This window comes from Tessaracoccus lubricantis (assembly GCF_039544535.1).
Lineage (GTDB): Bacteria > Actinomycetota > Actinomycetes > Propionibacteriales > Propionibacteriaceae > Arachnia > Arachnia lubricantis.
The window spans coordinates 129,550-143,897 of record NZ_BAABLV010000036.1; the positions used below are offsets into that span (position 1 = coordinate 129,550).

The window sequence follows — 14,348 nt, forward strand, 5'->3', positions numbered from 1 at the left end:
CCACCGGCGGGGGGTATCAGAATCCGGTCAGGGCGGTGAACTCCTCGTCCAGGTCGGAGAAGTTCTCCTCCCCTGCTGCGCAGTACTCGTTCCAGGCGTTGACGTCCCAGATCTCGGCATGGTCCCCGGAGCCGATCACCACGACCTCGCGGTCCAGGTTGGCGTACTGCCTCAGTGGTGGCGGGATGGTGATGCGCCCTTGCCGGTCCGGCACCTCGTCGCTGGCGGCGGCCATCATCATGCGCAGATAGTCGCGGACCCGCTTGACGGTGCTGGGAGCGGCGAGTGCGGCCGCCATCTTGGCTTCGAACGTCGGCCTGGGGAAGACGGCCAACGCCCGCTCCTGCGTCCGGGTGACGACCAGGCCGTCCTCGAGCGCCTCGCGGAACTTGGCAGGCAGGATCAGGCGGCCCTTCTCGTCCAGCTTCGGGGTGTACGTCCCCATGAACAACATGCGACAGGCCTCCTTCCCCCACGTGCCATCCACTTTGCTCCACTGCGCACCACCTTAACCCACTTTCCCCCACTTACCCACCACTTTTTGTCGGTGCGTTGTGCTCGCACGCCCCTTTATCGTCGGTCTGGCCATCCGGACGACACGGCGCCCACCCTCATCACGCCTGTCGGTGCGGATGCGGACGCCCGCTCGGGGCGAGGGGCGGTTAGTCTTGGTCTCGCTCGCCGACCGACCACGAGGAGCCCCCGGTGAACCAGCCCGCCGTACCGTCACTGCACGAGGTGTCCCAGCTGGCCAGCAGCATTGCTGGCGAGATGGCACGGGTCATCGAGGGTAAGCCGCACCAGATCCGCATGGCGGTGATCGTGTTGCTGGCCGAGGGACACCTGCTCATCGAGGACGTGCCCGGCGTGGGCAAGACCGTCCTCGCCAAGTCGCTCGGCCGCGCCATCTCGGGCGACGTCAAGCGCATCCAGTTCACGCCCGACCTGCTGCCCAGCGACGTGACCGGCGTGTCGGTGTTCAACCAGTCGACCAGGGAGTTCGAGTTCAAGCCGGGCGGGATCTTCGCGCACATCGTGCTGGGCGACGAGATCAACCGCGCCTCCCCCAAGACCCAGTCGGCCCTGCTGGAGGCGATGGCGGAGAGCCAGGTGTCGGCGGACGGCAAGACGTACCAGCTGCGCCAGCCCTTCATGGTCATCGCGACGCAGAACCCCATCGAGATGGAGGGCACCTATCCCCTCCCCGAGGCCCAGCGCGACCGGTTCATGGCCCGCATCACCATGGGCTATCCCGCCCGCACCGCCGAGGTCGCGATGCTCGCGCACCACGCGGGCGGCGACCAACTGGCCACGGTCAGCGCCGTGACCGACGCGGCCTCCGTCGCGGCCGCCATCCGCGCGATCCGGGCGGTCTACGTGGCCCCGGTGATCAACGACTACATCGTCAGCATCGTCGACGCGACGCGCCAGCACCCCGATCTGCGGTTGGGCGCGAGCCCCCGCGCCTCCCTCCACCTGATGCGCGCCGCGCGCGTGGAGGCCGCGCTCGGCGGCCGCGACTACATCATCCCCGAGGACGTGCGCGCCCTCGCGGTGGAGGTGCTGTCGCACCGCGTGCTGCCCACCGTCGAGGCCCAGGTGGCCCGCCGCGACCCGGGTGACATCATCACCTCCGTCGTCTCGTCGGTGCCCACGCCGGCCCGGAGCTGACGCGTGCGCCGAGGCACCCGGCTCACCGGGCGGGGGATCGCGCTGCTGTTGTGCGGCGCGCTCGCCACGGTGGCCGCTGCCTACATCGGCGAGGTCGACCTGCTCTGGCTCGGCCTCGCCCTCGTCGCGCTCCCCCTCCTGGCGCTCGGCTACCTGTTCCTGGCGCGGCCGTTGGTCGACCATGAGCGCTCGCTGACGCCGCCCACCATCCCCGTGGGCACCTCGACGAGGGTGGTGCTCCACGTGGCGAACCAGTCACCGGCGCAGGCCTCCGCCCTGCGGTTCCACGACTCCGCCGACGAGTCGCTCGGCGGCGGCGCCTCGTTCACCATCGCCCGTGGCTTCGGCGAGTGGACGCAGGCCGTGGGCTACACCGTCCAGGCGCTGCGCCGCGGCCGCTTCACCGTCGGGCCGCTGTGGGCGCAGGCCGGTGACCCGCTGGGACTCGCCCTGAGGGGCTTCGTGGCACGCGGGCGCAATTCGGTGCTGCGCGTGACCCCCCGCATCTGGCGGCTGGAGGACCTCGCCGGCGGCGCCGGCCTCGGCAGCGCCGGCGACGCCACCCCGCAACGCATCGGCTCCGCCGGGGCCGACGACGTGCTCGTGCGCGAGCACCGGCACGGCGACGACATCCGGCGGGTGCACTGGAAGATGACGGCCAAGCGCGACGACCTCATGGTGCGGCTCGAGGAACACCCCTGGGACCCGTCCAGCACGCTCATCGTCGACACGCGCCGCGACGCCCACCGCGGGCACGGCGCCGACGGCTCGCTCGAATGGGCCGTCTCCGCCGTCACCTCGGTCGCGGCCCTGCTCAGCGAGGGACGCCACAAGCTGGCCATCCTGTCGCCGTCGGGGCGGGTCTTCGAGACCGGGCACAGCGTCGGCGAGGCCTCGCGCCAACTGATGATCGAGGCGATGACGGACCTGGCCACCTCGGAGGAGACCTGGCTGGGATCCGCGGTCGACGACCCGGAGCTGCTCACCTCCGTCGCCTCCCTGGTGGCGGTGACCGGCCTGCTGTCCACCGCCGACGCCGCTGCGCTGGCCGCGGCCGGTGGGCGTGCCCGCAGCCTCATCGCGCTGGTCCCCGACGCGGCGGCGTGGCACGCCGACGACGACGAGCATCGCGAGTCCATCCGCTTCCTCCGCGGCCGCGGGTGGCGCGTGGAGACCTTCCGCCCACTGGAACCGGTGCCCCAGGTCTGGGAGCGGGTGACGCGATGAGGTTCACCCACCACCCGTTCTCCAGCGTGGTCGTCGCCGCCGCCGTGTGGCTGTCCCTGCTGCCCCTGTCGCCGCTCCTGGGCGGCTTCGGCGAGGTCCTCACGCAGGCCTGGTTCATCCTGGGCGCCTCAGCCGCCGTGGGGCTGGCGCTCGGGCTGCTGCGCGCACCCCGGGCGCTGATCCTCTTCGTGCAGCTGGCCGTCATCCTCGGCGTGCTCACGTGGCGCGGCCTGCGCCTTGCGCCGCGCGGGCAGGCGGTGGAGTCGCTGAGGGAACTCACCGCCGACGGCGCCGCGGCCATCCGCGACGGCGTGCCCCCGCTGCCGCCGGAGCCGGGCCTGTTGTGGCTGTGCCTGGTACTCACGGCGCTGCTGGTGATCATCGTCGAGCTGCTCGTCAACGGCCTGGAGCAGCCGGCCTGGACCATTGCACCGCTGGCGCTGTCCTACGGCATCGCCGCGCTCGTCATCGTCCAGGACCTCGACTGGCTGCTGCTGGCGCCGGTGCTCCTCGCCTACGTCGCCGTCCTCCTCAGCACCACCGGCGTCACCGACGCCGCGGGCAAGGCCTCGCGGGCGGGGGCGCACCACGCGGCCCGGGTGTCCGTGGGCATCGGCTTCGCCGTGGCGGCCCTCGTGGCCGCGCTGCTGGTCGCCGCCGCGGTGCCGCTGGGCGACAAGCGGCCGTGGACCGAGGGCGGGCAGGACGGCCCCATCCAGTTGAGCGACCCCACCGTCCGCCTCGACCAGGACCTGCGCCGCCCCACGGACAGCCCGGTGCTCACCTACCGCACCAGCAACGGGCAGCCGGTCTACCTGCGCACCGTCGCGCTGCCGAACCTCAGCGCCTCGGGCGCCGGGTTGGTGCCGATGAAGCTCAGTCGCGGCGGGCTGGACGGCGACTACGACTTCCCCGGCGAGAGCGTCTCGGTCGAGGTGCAGATGGATGCGGTGCCGTCGGAGTACCTGCCCGCCCCGTTCGCGGCGGACTCCTACGACGCCGCCGGCTCGTGGAGCCACGACCCCGAGACGCTGGCCATCGTCGCCTCCGGCCCCAACCGCACGTCCCAGACCGTCAACCTGGCCTATCGCGTCGAGTCGACGCTGCCGTCACCCACCCTCGACCAGATCTCGCTGGCAGGCGCCGGTGCGGGCCCGGACCCGGTCAACCGGCAGGTCCCCGACGGGCTGAGCCCCGCCGTCGCCGCGCTCACCACCGACGTGGTGGCCGGCGCGACCACGGCCGGGGAGAAGGCGCTGGCGATCCAGCGCTTCCTGCGCTCCGACGCCTTCGGCTACACGCTCGAGGCACCCAACACCGCAGGGACCGACACGATCTCGAGCTTCCTGCTGGAGTCACGCTCCGGCTACTGCATCCACTTCGCCGCCGCCATGATCACCATGGCGCGCCTCGAGGGCATCGACGCGCGGATGGCGATCGGCTTCGTGCCCGGAGAGGCGCAGGACGACGGCAGCTACCAGGTGACGTCGCACGACGCGCACTCCTGGCCCGAGCTGTACCTCGACGGCCTCGGCTGGGTCCCGTTCGAGCCGACGCCCGCCTACCAGGGCGACCCGGAGTACGTGGAGCCGTCGGCGATGCAGCCGTCGGCGGCCCCGTCGCCGTCGCCCACGCCGACGTCGGTGTCCAGCCCGCAGCCCACGACGGTGCCGCCCACGGCGGAACCCACCCCGACCACGCCCACGCCCCAGGAGGAGGCCCCCGGCGGCGCCGTCGCCAGCGTGCTCGTGGCGCTCCTGGTGCTGCTGGTGCTGGCCCTGCCGGCGCTGGTGCGGCTGGGACTGCGGATCTCGCGGCTGCGGGGCGACGGCGAGCCCGCCCAGGTCGCCGATGGGGCGTGGCGCGAGGTGCAGGCGCTGTTCGCCGACTACGGCCTGCCCTGGCCCGACGGGTCACCCGGGCCGGTCGGCCGGGCAGCGGCCGAGGGGTTGTCGCCCCGCGGCGCGCAGGCGCTCGGAGTCATCGCGGCGACGGTGGAACGCAGCCGCTTCGCACGCGACGGCGCGCCCGTCACCGACCTGCCCGCCGAGGTGCGCGCACTGCGGACCGCGCTGGCCGCCCAGGCCACCCGTGGCCGGCGCCTGCGGGCGATGCTGTGGCCGGCGTCGCTGTGGCGCCCGGAGCGGTAGTCAGCCAGCTCTTGGGCTTGGGGTCCACCCGGCATAGAATGGTCGCCACCGGTAGCAAGGGAGAAGGCCATGGCGCTGTCTGAACAAGAGCAGAGGCTGCTCGAGCAGCTTGAGGCGTCCCTGAAGGCCGAGGACCCCAAGTTCGCCGACGCCCTGAGCGGCACGACGCAGATCAAGGTGCACCGCCGGCGGGCGGCCATCGCCGGGCTCGTGTTCATCGTCGGGGTGGTCGTGCTCATCGTGGGCGTGCAGGTGCACCCGGCCGTGAGCATCGCGGGCTTCCTGCTCATGCTCGGAGGCGCGCTGGTGGGCATCAGCTCGTGGCGCCGGGTGGCAGACGACAACGCGCAGCCCAGCCGCCCCGGCTCAGGGCCCCGCACCTCCCCCGGTGCAGGTTCCAGCCAGGACTTCATGGACAAGCTCGAGGAGCGCTGGCGTCGCCGCCAGAACGGCGACCTCTGACGTCAGGCCAGCTGCATCGTCGTGATGCAGGTGGGGTCTTCCGCGCCGGTGGAGATCTCCTGCTCGGCCGTCCTGCCGTCGCGGGTGACGGTCACGGTCGCCCGGATGTCCGCAGGCAGCCAGAACCCGGCGAACCCGTTGTCATGGGTGGTCACGGTCTCGTCGACGAGCTGCTCACCGTCCGCCGTGACGATCGACACCTCGATCTCCTCGCCCGCCAGTTCGCCCTGGCACGAGGCGAGGTTGTGGTTGTAGCACTCGTGGGTCTGCGACACGTACGGCGCGATCGACAGGTAGAAGCCGTCGTCGACGGGGAGGGACACCTCCGCGCCCGCGTCGTCGGTGAGGATGAGTTCGGTGGGGCGGATGGAGCCGTAGGGCCCGGCCTCGCGGTCGGCGTTCGTGGCGTCGAGCGATGCGACGATGTCGCTCACCGACATCCCGTCGAGGTCATGCTCGGCGAGGAAGGCCGAAGCGTCTGAGGGAACTGCGGACCCCGTGGGGGCGGCCTCCGTCCGGGAGGGCTCCGTGGTGGCGGCCGAACAGGCCGTCACGATGGGGAGCAAGGCCGCTGCGGCCAGGGACAACAGTGTCTTCGTCATGCCATCACCGTATACCCCTCCCCGGTAGGGCCAGCGCCGGGGTGCTCCTCACGACGCGTGCAGGACGGGCCGCCGGGTGAGCCTGGCGCGCTGCACCGCCTTCGGGCCGAAACGCAACACCGCCCTGTCCACCGCCTGCTCCGCCTCGCTCCACCCGTGGGTGGGCTCATCGAGCGCGGGCTGCTCGTAGGTGGCCGCCTTCGGCACCAGCTTCTCCATCCGCACCCCCACGCGGCGGATGCGGGCCCGTTGGAGGTGGAGCTTCCCGAACAGCCGCATGGCCTCGGCGTAGATGTCGTTGGTGCGGTCCGTGAACGCCTTGAGCGTGCCGGTGCGGGTGATGGTGGTGAAGTCCGCGAACCGGACCGACAGCGTCACGGTGCGGCCCACCATCTCCTGCGCCCGCATGCGGGAGGCGGTGCGCTCCGCCATCCGCAGGATCTCCGTGGCGACGATGGCGGCGTCGTCGGTGTCCCTGCCGAACGTCTCCTGCGAGCCGACGCTGTGCTCCGCCGGCTGGCGGGCCAACACGGAGCGCTCGTCGCGGCCCCAGGCGAGGTCGAACAGCATGGCGCCCAGGTTGTCTCCCATCGCACGCTGCAGCGTGCCCCGTGGGGTGGTGGCCAGGTCGCGCACCGTCTCCAGCCCCAGCTTGCGCAGCTTCCCGGCAGTCACCTCCCCCACGCCCCAGATGGCGTCCACGGGCAGCGGGTGCAGGAACGCGATCACGTCCTCCGCCCGGACCAGCCGCAACCCGTCCGGCTTGGCCTGCTTCGACGCGAGCTTGGCGATGAACTTGTTGGGGCCGATGCCGACGGAACAGGCCACGCCCTGCTCGTCCATCACCTGGGCGCGCAGTTGCTCGCCCACGGTGACGGGGTCGTCGCCGAGGCGGCGCATCGCGGTGGTGAGGTCGATGAAGGCCTCGTCGATCGAGGCCATCTCCACCTTGTCGGTGAGCGTGTCGAAGATCTCACCGATGCCGGCGGAGACCGCGCCGTAGTGGTCGTGGTCCGGGTGCACGACGGCGACCTGCGGACACAACCGCCGGGCCCGGCTGGACGGCATGCCTGCGGTGATCCCGTACCGGCGCGCCGGGTAGTTGGCCGACAGCACCACGCCGCGGGTGGAGCCGCCCACGAACATCGGCACGTCGCGCAGCTCGGGGTGGCGGGCCATCTCCACGGAGGCGTAGAACGCGTCCATGTCCACGTGCACGACGACCTGACGGGGGCCGCCCGTGGCGGCGGGGGCGAGGGTACGCATCCGGTTCACCTTCCTGAGCTTCCGGGGCTGGAGTGCCACAGTTTGCGCGGGGCCTCCGCGGCACCGGTGCCAGCGGGTTTGATGTCTGAATAGGGCGACTGCTTGAACCCGCTGGCGTGCACCAGCACGCGCCGCCTGCCCATTCCGCCGGCACGGGTGTGGTTCTGCGGATCCGGTGGGGGTGCCTCACCGTCTGCCGGGAGCGGGACCTCCGTCGGCGTCTGGGCGGCCTCGGCCGGCTTCCACTCGCCCACCAGCGAATAGCCCTCGGGCACCTCGTCGAGGATGGCGGTCACTGCGGCGATGGCCTCCGCCTCCGTCGCCCCCTGGTCGAGCGCGGCGCGCCAGGCCTCGTCCAGGGTGCCGAGGTCCCAGGCACCGGTGGCGCGGATGGAGATGCCGCGCGCGCCGGTGCGGCGGATGAGGCCGCGCACCAGCAGGATCCACGACGAGAACACGGTGGCCGCGTACGGCCCCTGGACGTCCTCGAAGAAGGTGGTGTCCACCGGGCCCGTGGAGTCGTCGAGCGTGAGGAAGATCACGCGTCGCCCGGAACGCACCGGAGGGGTCTGCGTGGCCACCTTCACGCCGGCGACGAGCACCTCGTCGCGGTTGCGCTGCTGCAGCAGGGTGCGGGAGCTGGCCGCGCCGATGGCGCGCAGCAACGGCAGGTAACGCTCCATGATGTGATGGCTGGCATCCAGCCCGAGGATCTCGAGTTCGGCCTTGAGCCGCTGCTCGTCGTCCATCTCCGCCAGGCCGGTGGGGACCACGTCGGCGGTGGGTTCGGCCTCCTCGTCGCCGAAGCTGAACGCGCCCTGCAGCGCCCCCACCCTGCTGTCCGCCCTGCGTTCGCGGTGCAGGTCCGCCAACGCCAACAGCAGGTCGCGGCGCGTCACCTGGGTGCGCCGCTGCACGGGCGCGCGGCGCCCGATGCCGTACAGGCCGTCGAACGCACCGGCCAGGATGAGCCGCTCGACGACGGGCTCTGAGACGTTGGCACGCGACCAGAAGTCCGTCAGCGAGGCGTACGGCCGGGCCGCCACCACCTGGCGCATCTCCTCCTCGGAGATGCCCTTGACGTCTGCCAGCGACAACCGGATGCCCCAGCCCTCGGCCCGCGGCAGGCCATCTCCCCCGGGCGCGGGCCGTTCGTGGGGGGCGGGTGGACGCGTGGAAGGCCTCCCCATGGCCAGGTTCTCCGGCAGCCGGAGGGCCTCCTCGCCGTCGTCCTCGGCCAGCGGTTCGGCGCGGTATTCCTGCACGCTGCGGTTGACGTCGAGGCCCAGCACGGCGATGTCCATGCGGCGGGCCTCCTCCAGCAGCAGCCGCTTGGGGTACATCCCGGGGTCGTGCGTGAGGATGCCGGCCAGGAAGTGCGCGGGGTAGTGCCGCTTCAGCCACGCCGACTGGTAGGTGGGCAGCGCGAACGCTGCCGCATGCGCCTTGCAGAACCCGAACGAGGCGAACGACTCGAGGATGGCCCAGATCTCCTCGCACAGCGCCGCCGGGTAGCCGTTGCCCAGGGCCTTCGGGACGAACCACTCCTTGACCTTCGCCTGGCCCTCGCGGTCCCCCAGCGCACGGCGCACCTCGTCGCCCTGCGCCAACGAGCAGCCGGTGACGATGGAGATGATCTGGATGATCTGCTCGTGGAAGACCACCACGCCGCACGTCTGCTCCAGCGCCGGGATGAGGCTGGGATGGAGGTACTCCGGCTCCGTCCAGCCCTGCCGGGCCTCGAGGAACGGGGTGACCATGTCCGACTTCACGGGCCCCGGCCGGAACAGCGAGATGTCGACGATGATGTCGTGGAACGTCTCCGGCCCGAACTTGCCCACCAGTTCGCGCTGCCCGGGTGACTCGATCTGGAAGCAGCCCAGCGTGGCGCGGTGGGCGATCATGTCGTAGACCTCCGGGTCGTCGAACGGCGCGAGCGCGTCGATGTCGGGCGCGGGGCCGGCGGTGCGTTCGATCTCCGTGAGCGCATGCGCCATGGCCGACTGCATGCGGATGCCCAGCACGTCGAGCTTGAGCAGCCCGAGGTCCTCCACGTCGTCCTTGTCGAACTGGCTCATGGGGTAGCCGCCGAAGCTGTATTCCAGCGGGGTGCGCTGGCCCAGCGAGGAGTCGCTGAGGATCACGCCGCACGGGTGCAGCGCGATGTGCCGTGGCAGGCCGTCGAGTGACTCGACCAGGGAGAACAGCACGTCGAGGCGCTCCTCCCCCAGCCCCGCGGCGCGCAACTCGGGGAGGTCGCGCAGCGCGGCGCGGGCGTCCCTGGCCCGGATGTGCGGGAACGCCTTGGCCATGGCGTCGATCTCCACCGGTGGGAGGCTGAGCGCCGCGCCGACGTCGCGCACGGCGTGGCGCACGCGATAGGTCTCGATCATCGCGACGCACGCCACCCGCTGCGCGCCGAAGGTGGCCAGGATCTCGTCGTAGACCTCCGTGCGGCGCGCCGACTCGACGTCGAGGTCGATGTCGGGCAGCGCCATGCGCAGCGGCGACAGGAACCGCTCCATGATGAGCCCGTACCTCATCGGGTCCACGCCGGAGACCCCCAGCGCGTAGTTGACGAGGCTTCCGGCGCCCGACCCGCGGGCGGCGCAGCGGATGCCCATGCCCCGGATGAGTCCCACCACGTCCGCCACGGTGAGGAAGTAGGACTCGAAGCCCAGCTTGCCGATGACGGCCAGCTCGTCGTCGAGGCGCTCCAGCGTCTGCCCGTCCGGGGTGCCGTACCGCTCTGCCAGGCCCGTCTCGCAGCGGGCGCGCAGCACGCCGGCCGCCTCCTGCGCGGTGGTGCCGAGGGTCTCGAACTCCGGCAGCCGGATCTCGCCCAGCCCGATGTCACCGATGGGGTCGAGCATGCACCGCTCCGCCAGGCCGCGGGTGGCGGCCAGGAGGGACGCCGCATCAGGCCGGCCCGCCAGCAGCGAGGCCTCACCGGCGACCAGCACCATCTCGTCGGTGCCCTTGAGGTGGCCCTCCGCGTTGCGGCGGTCGATGTTGCGCACGTCCAGTGGCACGAGGCGCCGGGCGGCGTCGAGCACGTCGACGGTGACGGCCTGCTCGCGGCGGGCCATCCGCACCATGTTGGTGAGCACCACGGGCACCCCGAGGGCGTCTGCCAGCCGGATGAGCCCGGCGGCCTGGTGCGCGGAGGCGACCCCGCGGCCCCCGGTCTGGTGGTTGGTGGCCGCGAGGAACAGCCCGTCGCCCAGTTCGGTGCGCCACCTGCGCACCTCCTGGGTCGCCTCCTGTGGGCGCCCGGCCACGAGCAGTTCACCCGGCTGCGAATCCGCGCCCAGCAACACCACCACGTCCCGGCCCGCGCAGTGCTGCGCGATGACCTCGCGGGTCACCACCGGATCTGAGCGCTCCCCCGCCTGCTGGGCCGCGGTGATGAGCTGGCACAACGCGCCCCACCCCGAGCGGGAGGTGGCGAGCACGACGGCGCGCGGGAGCCGCTCGTCGCGCAACTGGCCGCCACGTGCCGCCGTGGGGCGACGGCGGGCCAGCCACCCGTCGGGGCGCACCGCCAGGTCCACGCCCACGATGGGCGAGATCCCTGCCGCCAGGCACGCCTTGGCGAACCGGACGGCGCCGTAGAGCCCGCCGCGGTCAGTGATGGCGAGCGCGTCCATGCCGTGCTCCACGGCCCGCGCCACCAGCGCGCTGGGGTGCGAGGCGCCGTACTGGAAGGAGTAGCCGGAGGCCACTCTCAGGTGGGTGAACATCAGTCGAGCACCGCCTGGAGCCGCCAGTCCTCCGCGCCCATGGTGCGCGCCAGTTCGTAGACGCCACGGTGCCGGCCGTTGCCCGCCTCGACGCGCCAGACCTCGAGTTCGCCCAGGAGGTCCGACCCGGCGGGCTGCTCGACGCTCTCGCCCCGGGCGGCGCGTGCCTGCTGCCCCGCCCACCACGGCGTGGCGCGGCTCCACCTGGCCTGCACCTCCTTGACGAGCAGCAGCCTGTCGCGCCAGATGAACTGCCTCGGCTCATCGGCGAACAGGACGAAGATGGGGTCGTCGTATCTGCGCATGGGGTACCTCCCGGGGAACACTCAATGGAACGAACTGTGTTTCTCGACCCGGGAGCCCCGGCCCGGAGTGGGGGTCGAATCCACGCCGGGCCGGGGCGGCCCATCACCCCACGCCTGATGCCGACCAGAGCTTCCCCGAACTAATCGAACAGGCGTACGGTGATATTCATCATAGATCGACCGTCCGACAAAAGAAAAGGGGTGGGGTGACGCCCTACGATGGGTCCCATGCTCATCGTCCGAGGCGCCACGCTGGCCGGCATGGCCACCGCCGCGCGGCTGGCCCGGCTGGGGCACGCCGTGACCCTCGACGCCGCCGGGCACACCGCCGCACCGCTGCCGGACGTCATCGTCCTGCCTGCCACCTGGCGAGACCTGTTCAAGAAGTCGGGCGCGCACCTCGTCACCGCCCTCAACGCCGCCGGGCTGGCCCTGACAGAGGCCCCGCCCACCCGTCACGCACTCGGTGACGGCACGGTGCTGGACCTCCCGGCCGAGCGCGGCGCCCAGTACCACGCCTTGTCAGCCGCCTTCGGGCAGGCCGAGGCGGTGCGCTGGCGCGACCTGCTCGACGACCTGCTGCCCGTCTGGGAGGCCTTCCGCCGCCATGCACTGGAGGGCACCGAACCGGTCCGCACGAAGCGGCAGCGCGCCTCGCTGTGGCTCGACCGGACGGTGGCGGACGTCGCCGGCAGGCTGCAGACGCCGCTGTCGGAGGTGGTGCTGGCAGTGGGCCCGGACCGCCCGGGCACGGCCGCCCTCCCGCTCCTGCTCGAGCGGATGTTCGGGCGCTGGCAGCTCACCGACGATACGGGCGCGCCCCAGCCCACGCAGCGGCTCGTCGACCTCCTGGCGCAGCGGCTGGCCGAACGCGGGGTACGGACCGTGGAATCGCACGCCGGCCCGGCCCACGTCGACTGCCGACCCCACGCCGTGCGGGCCCGATGGTGGGCACGGCCCGTGCTCGGCACGCCGATCGACGACGGCGGCCAGCTGCGGGCATCCGCCACGTCGCCTGCCGGCCCGGCGCCCTGGGGGCAACTGGCCAGCGCCGCCCTGGCCGTGTACGCGCTGCACGAACGGCTCACCGGCGAGGACCCGCGCCCCACCAACAAGGAGTTCGCGCTGCCCCGCCTGCCGCGCCCTCGTTAGGCGTCAGGGCGACGCAGCCACCGCCACAGCAGCAGCGCGCCGAGGGCGACGACCACGAGGACGACGGCGAGGTCGGGCACGCCGAGGCCCACCTCGCGCAGCCACGACTCGAGGCGGAACTGCTGCGTGGCGTCCAGGATGCCGCCGATGCCGGTGGTGGCGTCGGTGGTGACGAACAGCACGCCGACGCCGACGAACAGCAGTCCGGAGACGAGCCCCACCACCGAGGTGGTGAACGGGCCGACCGCCAGTGGACGGGGCCGCAGCCGCTCCCCCAGCCGGAGCCGGTTCCACAGCAGCGACAGGACCACCAACGGCACCACCATGCCGGCCCCGAAGAGCGCCAGCAGCAGGCCACCCCGCACGGCGTTGCCGCCCACGGCTGCGACGGTCAGCACCGCGCCCAGCAGCGGGCCCGTGCAGGCGCCGGCCAGGCCGTAGGTCATGCCGAGCAGCACCGCCCCGACCGGGCCGCTCGGGTCGCCGCGCTGGGCGAGCCCGGGGACGGGCAACCGGATGCCGAGCGCCACGATGACGCCGAACGCGATCAGCACGATGCCGCCCGCCAGCGCGAGGGTGTCGCGGTGCCTGGTCAGCAGCCCGCCGAGCGCCCCAGCGGCCAGGCCCAGCGGCACGAGGGTGAGCAGGAGCCCCATGTAGAACAACGCGGTACGGGCGACCAGCCGGGCGCGCTGCTGGCCGAACGCGTAGGCGAAGAACGCGGGCAGCACCAGCGCGGCGCACGGGCTGAGGATCGCCGCGACCCCGCCCAGGAACGCCCCGGCGTAGCCGATCGTCATCCGAGCTTGGTGGCTTCCGCCTCGATGATGCGCTCGAACTCGCTGATGGGCTGTGCGCCGGTGAAGAACTGGGTGCCGACGACGAACGCGGGCGTCCCCGTGATCCCCATGCCCTGCGCCTCCTGAGAATCGGCCAACACCGCCTGGCGCAGCGCAGGCTGCGCCCAGTCCTCCTGGAACTGGGCCGGGTCCAGCCGGAGGTCGGCGACGATGCCCATCACGAGCTCATCGGGGATGTCCGGGTGGCCCTCGTTGGGCAGCGCCGAGAAGATCGCGTGCTGGAACTCGAAGTACTTGCCCTGCAGCCCTGCGGCCCGGGCGGCGGTGGCGGCCTTGATCGACTCGTCGCCGAACAGTGCCAGGTCACGGAACTCGATGCGCAGCGTGCCGTCGTCGACGTACTTCTGCAGCAGCGGGAGCGTCTCCTCCGCGAAGACGGAGCAGTAGGGGCAGCGGTAGTCGGCCCACTCCGTCATCACGACGGGGGCGTCGAGCGCGCCCATCGCCATCGGGTCACCCTCCATGCGACGCGGGAACTCCTCGAGCACCCAGCGCTCGTAATCCGCCTGGTCGGCGCCGGCGTCGGTGCCCTCCTCCGGCGGCGGCGCGGCGGCGGGGTCCGTGGCGGGCGCCGCGTCGGCGGAAGGTTCTGCAACCGGCTGGTCCGTGGCGGCCGCCTCGCCCTGCGACTGCGAGGCGGCAGGCGGCGCGGGGATGGCGCCCTGCTCCAGCGGTCGGGTCTGGGAGAACGCGATCAGCGCGACCACCAGCACCAGGAACACCACCAGCACCACCCACTTGTCCTTCGTCATGGTGCGGCGTTCGGTCTGGGGGCTGCTGTTCATCTTCACTCGTATCGCTGAGGGTCGTATGGCTGTGCTGGCACCACTCTGCCCCATACCGCCGGGGCCGACCAATCCGGGGTCGACCGGGCCCCGGGTCGCTGTCCGGACACCACGCATCCTCCGTT

The 14,348-nt window shown here is 72.3% G+C and carries 12 protein-coding genes; 5 read left to right on the top strand and 7 right to left on the bottom strand.

Features of this window, described 5'->3' with window-relative positions:
- Positions 1 to 16 precede the first annotated feature (16 nt).
- The gene (gene mraZ / locus ABEA30_RS11730) at positions 17 to 451 is read right to left on the bottom strand and encodes a division/cell wall cluster transcriptional repressor MraZ (RefSeq protein WP_345583517.1); all 435 of its coding nucleotides are present in this window, start codon (positions 449 to 451) and stop codon (positions 17 to 19) included.
- Between the two features lie 320 nt (positions 452 to 771).
- Here mraZ and ABEA30_RS11735 point away from each other — a divergent pair, with 320 nt between their 5' ends.
- From ABEA30_RS11735 to ABEA30_RS11750, 4 genes are all read left to right on the top strand, one after another.
- Complete coding sequence (locus tag ABEA30_RS11735; protein WP_345583519.1) at positions 772 to 1,671, top strand: AAA family ATPase; 900 nt, start codon at positions 772 to 774, stop codon at positions 1,669 to 1,671.
- 3 nt (positions 1,672 to 1,674) lie between these two features.
- Positions 1,675 to 2,898, top strand: coding sequence for a DUF58 domain-containing protein (locus ABEA30_RS11740; RefSeq protein ID WP_345583036.1), 1,224 nt, complete (start codon positions 1,675 to 1,677; stop codon positions 2,896 to 2,898).
- A complete protein-coding gene (locus ABEA30_RS11745; protein WP_345583038.1) occupies positions 2,895 to 5,048 on the top strand; it encodes a transglutaminase family protein in 2,154 nt (717 codons plus the stop codon). Before ABEA30_RS11740 ends, ABEA30_RS11745 begins: the two co-directional genes overlap by 4 nt.
- A 69-nt stretch (positions 5,049 to 5,117) precedes the next feature.
- Positions 5,118 to 5,510: a DUF3040 domain-containing protein gene (locus ABEA30_RS11750; RefSeq protein ID WP_345583040.1), complete on the top strand. Its 393-nt coding sequence runs from the start codon at positions 5,118 to 5,120 to the stop codon at positions 5,508 to 5,510.
- Positions 5,511 to 5,512: 2 nt separating this feature from the next.
- Here ABEA30_RS11750 and ABEA30_RS11755 read toward each other — a convergent pair whose 3' ends face one another.
- From ABEA30_RS11755 to ABEA30_RS11770, 4 genes are read right to left on the bottom strand one after another with little or no spacing between them, the layout of a single operon-like run.
- Positions 5,513 to 6,112: a CueP family metal-binding protein gene (locus tag ABEA30_RS11755; protein WP_345583042.1), complete on the bottom strand. Its 600-nt coding sequence runs from the start codon at positions 6,110 to 6,112 to the stop codon at positions 5,513 to 5,515.
- A gap of 48 nt (positions 6,113 to 6,160) precedes the next feature.
- Entirely contained in the window at positions 6,161 to 7,378 is a 1,218-nt protein-coding gene (gene dinB / locus ABEA30_RS11760) for a DNA polymerase IV (RefSeq protein ID WP_345583044.1), read from the bottom strand.
- A gap of 5 nt (positions 7,379 to 7,383) precedes the next feature.
- A complete protein-coding gene (locus ABEA30_RS11765) occupies positions 7,384 to 11,121 on the bottom strand; it encodes a DNA polymerase III subunit alpha (protein ID WP_345583046.1) in 3,738 nt (1,245 codons plus the stop codon).
- Positions 11,121 to 11,426: a DUF6504 family protein gene (locus ABEA30_RS11770; RefSeq protein ID WP_345583048.1), complete on the bottom strand. Its 306-nt coding sequence runs from the start codon at positions 11,424 to 11,426 to the stop codon at positions 11,121 to 11,123. The genes ABEA30_RS11765 and ABEA30_RS11770 overlap by 1 nt, the downstream gene beginning before the upstream one ends.
- Before the next feature lie 228 nt (positions 11,427 to 11,654).
- On the opposite strand from ABEA30_RS11770, the gene ABEA30_RS11775 reads away from it, so the two are divergent.
- A complete protein-coding gene (locus ABEA30_RS11775; protein ID WP_345583050.1) occupies positions 11,655 to 12,578 on the top strand; it encodes a hypothetical protein in 924 nt (307 codons plus the stop codon).
- Here ABEA30_RS11775 and ABEA30_RS11780 read toward each other — a convergent pair.
- Together ABEA30_RS11780 and ABEA30_RS11785 are read right to left on the bottom strand one after the other, a co-directional pair.
- Positions 12,575 to 13,378, bottom strand: a complete 804-nt coding sequence (locus ABEA30_RS11780; RefSeq protein ID WP_345583052.1) for a cytochrome c biogenesis CcdA family protein — start codon at positions 13,376 to 13,378, stop codon at positions 12,575 to 12,577. The two genes, ABEA30_RS11775 and ABEA30_RS11780, sit on opposite strands and share 4 nt — an antisense overlap.
- Positions 13,375 to 14,223 carry a DsbA family protein gene (locus ABEA30_RS11785; RefSeq protein ID WP_345583054.1) on the bottom strand — a complete coding sequence of 283 codons (849 nt, stop codon included), beginning with the start codon at positions 14,221 to 14,223 and terminating at the stop codon, positions 13,375 to 13,377. Before ABEA30_RS11785 ends, ABEA30_RS11780 begins: the two co-directional genes overlap by 4 nt.
- Between the last annotated feature and the right edge of the window lie 125 nt (positions 14,224 to 14,348).

Excerpts from the sequence above, each read along its gene's own strand:
- ABEA30_RS11735 (WP_345583519.1), top strand. The coding sequence starts at position 772 with ATGGCACGGGTCATCGAGGGTAAGCCGCACCAGATCCGCATGGCGGTG.
- ABEA30_RS11745 (WP_345583038.1), top strand. The coding sequence starts at position 2,895 with ATGAGGTTCACCCACCACCCGTTCTCCAGCGTGGTCGTCGCCGCCGCC.
- ABEA30_RS11750 (WP_345583040.1), top strand. The coding sequence starts at position 5,118 with ATGGCGCTGTCTGAACAAGAGCAGAGGCTGCTCGAGCAGCTTGAGGCG.
- ABEA30_RS11755 (WP_345583042.1), bottom strand. The coding sequence starts at position 6,112 with ATGACGAAGACACTGTTGTCCCTGGCCGCAGCGGCCTTGCTCCCCATC.
- dinB (WP_345583044.1), bottom strand. The coding sequence starts at position 7,378 with ATGCGTACCCTCGCCCCCGCCGCCACGGGCGGCCCCCGTCAGGTCGTC.
- ABEA30_RS11765 (WP_345583046.1), bottom strand. The coding sequence starts at position 11,121 with ATGTTCACCCACCTGAGAGTGGCCTCCGGCTACTCCTTCCAGTACGGC.
- ABEA30_RS11770 (WP_345583048.1), bottom strand. The coding sequence starts at position 11,426 with ATGCGCAGATACGACGACCCCATCTTCGTCCTGTTCGCCGATGAGCCG.
- ABEA30_RS11775 (WP_345583050.1), top strand. The coding sequence starts at position 11,655 with ATGCTCATCGTCCGAGGCGCCACGCTGGCCGGCATGGCCACCGCCGCG.
- ABEA30_RS11780 (WP_345583052.1), bottom strand. The coding sequence starts at position 13,378 with ATGACGATCGGCTACGCCGGGGCGTTCCTGGGCGGGGTCGCGGCGATC.
- ABEA30_RS11785 (WP_345583054.1), bottom strand. The coding sequence starts at position 14,223 with ATGAACAGCAGCCCCCAGACCGAACGCCGCACCATGACGAAGGACAAG.